Annotated in this window: 5 protein-coding genes; 3 read left to right on the plus strand and 2 right to left on the minus strand. The window is 73.0% G+C overall.

The features are described 5' to 3' along the window. Positions 1–425: 425 nt before the first annotated feature. A complete protein-coding gene (locus tag ACFE8Y_RS20760) occupies positions 426–977 on the minus strand; it encodes a superoxide dismutase family protein (protein WP_375466266.1) in 552 nt (183 codons plus the stop codon). A 106-nt stretch (positions 978–1,083) separates the two neighbouring features. On the opposite strand from ACFE8Y_RS20760, the gene ACFE8Y_RS20765 reads away from it, so the two are divergent. Beyond that, positions 1,084–1,839 carry a TlyA family RNA methyltransferase gene (locus ACFE8Y_RS20765; RefSeq protein WP_375466270.1) on the plus strand — a complete coding sequence of 252 codons (756 nt, stop codon included), beginning with the start codon at positions 1,084–1,086 and terminating at the stop codon, positions 1,837–1,839. Beyond that, positions 1,826–3,073, plus strand: a complete 1,248-nt coding sequence (locus ACFE8Y_RS20770) for a class I SAM-dependent RNA methyltransferase (protein WP_375466267.1) — start codon at positions 1,826–1,828, stop codon at positions 3,071–3,073. Before ACFE8Y_RS20765 ends, ACFE8Y_RS20770 begins: the two co-directional genes overlap by 14 nt. Positions 3,074–3,114: 41 nt before the next feature. Here ACFE8Y_RS20770 and ACFE8Y_RS20775 read toward each other — a convergent pair whose 3' ends face one another. After that, positions 3,115–3,876, minus strand: coding sequence for an SOS response-associated peptidase (locus ACFE8Y_RS20775; protein WP_375466268.1), 762 nt, complete (start codon positions 3,874–3,876; stop codon positions 3,115–3,117). Between the two features lie 320 nt (positions 3,877–4,196). On the opposite strand from ACFE8Y_RS20775, the gene ACFE8Y_RS20780 reads away from it, so the two are divergent. Beyond that, the coding region (locus ACFE8Y_RS20780) for a B12-binding domain-containing radical SAM protein (protein WP_375466269.1) at positions 4,197–4,773 on the plus strand (577 nt) is incomplete at its 3' end.

The raw sequence follows: 4,773 nt of genomic DNA on the forward strand, positions 1-4,773 counted from the left end.
CCGCCACCGGGCCCCCCGCCGCCGGGGGCACCCTGGCCGAGCGCCGCCGTGCCGAGCGCCAGCGCGGCAGCCGTCACCGTACCCCGAAAGAGCTTGTTCATGGCCTCGTATCCCGTTGCGTCATCGGCCCCGCCGCCGACGAATCCCGTCTGCTGCGTCGCAAGCCCCGAAACGGCGACGGCTCGAAAACCGTTCCGCCCGCTCTCGCCTCTGGTGCACTGCCGCGGACGGGCAATCCAGGGATGCGTAGCTAACTCACTGATTTATCCACGCATTTCAGGGTGCGCTGTGCACCATTCGAGTGCGTCAATGCACTAGCACCGACTCCGTGGCGGCGGGACTGTACGCCCGGCGCGCGGTCCCCCCGGCGACGAACGGAGGGCATGGCGCGGGTCGGCGGAAGGGCCGCTTAAGGCTCGAAAACCCTACTTGATCACCGCGCAGCCGATGCGGTTGCCGGCACCGCCGATCGGCTGGGTGGTGTGGTCGTCCTCGTTGGCGTGGAGGATCAGCGCCGAGCCGTCGCCGTCCTGCAGGCCGCCCTCGCCGGTGAGCGGCGTCTCGCTGGAGACCTCCGCGTTCACCGAGCCGTCGGCGCTCGCGTAGACGTTGGGCAGGTCGCCCTCGTCCGGCCCGTCCGGGTTCAGCAGCCCGTGCTTGCTCTGGTCGTGGTTCACGTGCGCCTTGGAATTCAGGAACTTGTCGGTGTCCGAGCAGTCGCCGACCGCGTGGAAGTGGATGCCGTGCCAGCCGGGCGGCAGGCCGCCGGGCTGGATCGCGATCCGCATCACGAGGGAATTCGCCCCGTCGCGGATCAACAGCGTGCCGATGCTCTCGCCCTTGTTGTTCCTGATCTCGCCCGCGAAGGTCTGCGGCGCAGCCGGCTTCTCGGTCTCGGGAGCCGGTTGCGCGAAGGCCTCGTCGGCGCCGGATGCGAAGCCCGCGAGCGCTGCGAGCAGCGGCAGGATGCGTGTCATGTGATGGCTCTCCTCTCCACACCGGGCTAGGTAGGCCCCGGCCCCGCCATCCGACAGGGTCGTTCCCGACTTCGACGCGCCGCGCGGTGCACAGCTTCCGATGCCGATGACGCGAGACCGGATCAGGGCCGACCGCCTCCTGGTCGAGCACGGCCACTTCGAGAGCCGGGCGCGGGCGCAGGCCGCGATCGCCGCGGGGCTGGTGCGGGCCGACGGGCGCACCGTCGCCCGGGCCTCCGAGCGCCTCGCGGCCGGCACCGCGATCGAGGCGCGGGCGCCCCATCCCTACGTCTCCCGCGGCGGGCTGAAGCTCGAAGCGGCGCTTGCCGCCTTCGGCCTCGAGCCTGCGGGCCGCGCCTGCCTCGACGTCGGGGCGTCCACCGGCGGGTTCACCGACCTGCTGCTCCGCCGGGGTGCCGCGCACGTCACGGCCGTCGATGTCGGCCGCGGGCAGCTCCACCCGAGCCTGTCCGCCGACCCGCGCGTCACGAGCCTGGAGGGGACCGACATCCGCGGCCTCGCGCCGGGTTCGCTCGCGCCCGCGCCTACGCTGGCGAGCATCGACGTGAGTTTCATCGCGCTCCGCCTCGTCCTGCCGGCCGTCGCGTCCCTGCTGGCGCCGGGCGCGCGGATCGCTGCGCTGATCAAGCCGCAATTCGAGGCCGGTCGCGCCCGGATCGGCCGCGGCGGCCTCGTGCGGGACGCAGCCGTCCATGACGAGGTCTGCGCCGCCGTGCGCGGGACGCTGTCCGGCCTCGGCTTCGCGATCCTCGGCCTGATTCCCTCCCCGGTGCCGGGCGGGGACGGCAACGCCGAGTTCCTCGTCGGCGCCCGCCGCGAAAGCTCCCATGACCACGACTGAGACCGTCACGATCCGCCGCCTCGGCGCGCGCGGGGACGGCATCGCCGAGGACGGCACCCCGGTCGCCTTCGCCCTGCCGGACGAGCGTGTCGCGATCCGCCGCGAGGGCGGGCGCGGCGCGCTCGTCGCCGTCGAGATGCCGTCTCCCGACCGGATCGTGCCGATCTGCCCGTACTTCACCCGCTGCGGCGGCTGCGCCACCCAGCACCTCGCCCCGGCCGCCTACGCCGCGTGGAAGCACGGGCAGGTCGCCCAGGCCCTGAGCCAGGCCGGGATCGACCTCGCGCCCGATCCCCTGGTCGATGCCCACGGCGAGGGCCGCCGCCGCCTCACCCTCCACGTGCGCGCCGTCGAGGGTCAGGCCGAGGCGGGGCTGATGGCCGCCCGCAGCCACGCCCTCGTGGCGATCGACCACTGCCCGATCACGGTGCCGGCGCTCCACCGGGCGCCCGCGATCGCCCGGGCGCTCAGCGCGCCGCTCGGGCACGGGCGAAAACCCCTCGACGTCGCGGTGACGGCGAGCGAGGCCGGCCTCGACGTCGACCTGCGCGGCCACGGGCCGGTCGAGGCGGGCGTGCGCGCCGCGCTGGTGCGGCTCGCCGAAGACCTCGACCTCGCGCGGCTGTCGCTGCACGGCGACGTCGTGGTCGCGCGCAAGGCCGTGACGGTGGTCTCGGGCGACGCCCGGCTCCATCCGGCCCCGGGCGGCTTCCTCCAGGCGACGCGGGCCGGCGAGGCGGCGCTGACGGGGCTGGTGCTCGCAGCCCTGCCGACGCGGGCCAAGCGCGTCGCCGACCTGTTCTCCGGCTGCGGTCCCTTCACCCTGGCGATGGCACGGGCGAGCGCGGTCCACGCCGTCGAGGCCGAGGCGGCGGCGCTGACGGGCATCGACAGGGCCTCCCGCGCGGCGCAGGGGCTGAAGGGCGTGACCACCGAGCGCCGGGACCTGTTCCGCCGTCCGCTGCTGGCCCACGACCTGAACGCCTACGACGCGGTCGTCCTCGATCCGCCCCGCTCGGGCGCGGAGGCGCAGGCGCGCCAGCTCGCCCAATCGCGGGTTCCGCTGGTGGTCGCCGTCGCCTGCGATGCCGGCACCTTCGCCCGCGACGCGGGCGTGCTCGCGGCCGGCGGCTACCGCCCGGAGCGGGTCACGCCCGTCGATCAGTTCCGCTACGCAGCCCATGTCGAGATGGTGGGCGTTTTCCGTCGGGAGCCCGCCCGTCGACGGCGCTGACGGCGGAGGCCGGCAAGTCGGGCGCTTCGAGAACGACCGGATCAGAACAGCGCCCCCTGCGCATCCTCGTCGCTCGAACGCGGGTGCTCGGCCGCTGGCGCATCCGCGACGACGGTCGGCCGCGGCCGGTCGAGGGGGACGATGAGATCCGCGTCGTCGTTGCGCACCGCGTTGACCCGGTCGCTCACCGGATCGAGCCTCAGCCATGCGTCGGGGCACGGCCGGCACAGGCCGGCGGCCTCGCCCGGCGGGACGCCGCCCGCGTCGAGCCAGGGCCCGACCTCATCGGGCGCGAGGATCGCCGGCATCCGATCGTGGACCGCAGCCATCGTTCCATTGGCGCCCGTCGTCACGATCGCGGCGGTGTCGATCTCGGAGCCGTCGGCTCCGAGCCAGGATTCCCACAGGCCGGCCAGCGCCATCGGCGCGCCGTCCGCCCGCGCGATCGCGAACGGCGTCCGCGTCGCGGTGCGACCCGTCCCCGCGCGGCGCCACTCGTAGAAGCCGTCGGCCAGGAAGACGCAGCGGCGGTGGCGCACGGCGCCGCGGAAGGTCGGTTTTTCCAGGATGGTCTCGACGCGGGCGTTGATGACCAGCGGAAAGGTCTTCGGGTCCTTGAGCCAGCCCGGCCAGAAGCCCCAGCGCACGAGGCGAAACTGGCGCTCGCCGCCCTGCGCGATCACGACGGGTACGGGCTGGGTCGGGGCCACGTTGTAGCGGGGCGGGAAGTTCGGACGCTCCGGGTAGCCGTAGAACGCGGCGAAGACCTCGGGCGCCTGGGCGATGAAGAAGCGTCCGCACATCGTCGAGCCTTCCGTGACCGGCCCGCTCACCTCGCACGCGCACCGATCGGTTTCCAGCGCGACGTGCGCTCCGCCGGTGGGTCGCGTCTCTCCCGATCATGGGACAAGCGCAGGGCGCCGCGGGAGCCGGATTGGCCGATCGTTGCGGTCCGAGCCGGGAGCGCGGTCTTCAAACCGGCACATTCTGTCGGCGATAGTCAGCGTGCAGCGAAGCGCCTGGATTCGCGGGCGGCTCGAATCTGCGTCCGGCAGGAGCGTGGGCGGATGACGTGTACGCCTGCCCGGTGGCGTTTCGGCCGACGGCAAGGGAACGAGACTCGATGACGACGCACCCCGAGACCCGCGTGCTCCTCGTCTTCCCGCGCTTCTATGAAAACTCGATGTGGAACTTCAAGGAGGCGCTGGAACTCCAGGGTGCCCGCGCGCCGGCGCCTCCGCTCGGCCTGATCACGCTCGCCGCGATGCTGCCCGCGCACTGGACCGTCCGGCTGATCAACCGCAACTGCGAGACGATGACCGACGCCGACATCCTGGGCGCCGACCTCGTCATGAGCGGCGGGATGCTGCCGCAGGAGCCCGATACGCTCACCGTGATCGCCGAGTGCCGGAAGCTCGGCGTGCCGGTCTGCATCGGCGGCCCGGCCCCGACCTCGACGCCGGAGATGTATGAGGATGCCGACTTCCTCGTGCTCGGCGAGGCCGAAGGCGTGCTCGACCGCTTCATCGAAGCCTGGGAGGCCGGCGAGCGGCGGGGCCGCTTCACGGCGGAAAAGTTCAAGGCCGACGTGACCAAGAGCCCGATCCCGCGCTTCGACCTGCTGACCTTCAGCCACTACCTCTATATCGGCGTGCAGTTCTCCCGCGGCTGCCCGTTCACCTGCGAGTTCTGCGACATCA

Origin of the sequence: uncultured Methylobacterium sp., from assembly GCF_964242245.1 — a bacterium.
GTDB lineage: Bacteria > Pseudomonadota > Alphaproteobacteria > Rhizobiales > Beijerinckiaceae > Methylobacterium.

Excerpts from the sequence above, each read along its gene's own strand:
- ACFE8Y_RS20760 (WP_375466266.1), bottom strand. The coding sequence starts at position 977 with ATGACACGCATCCTGCCGCTGCTCGCAGCGCTCGCGGGCTTCGCATCC.
- ACFE8Y_RS20765 (WP_375466270.1), top strand. The coding sequence starts at position 1,084 with ATGACGCGAGACCGGATCAGGGCCGACCGCCTCCTGGTCGAGCACGGC.
- ACFE8Y_RS20770 (WP_375466267.1), top strand. The coding sequence starts at position 1,826 with ATGACCACGACTGAGACCGTCACGATCCGCCGCCTCGGCGCGCGCGGG.
- ACFE8Y_RS20775 (WP_375466268.1), bottom strand. The coding sequence starts at position 3,876 with ATGTGCGGACGCTTCTTCATCGCCCAGGCGCCCGAGGTCTTCGCCGCG.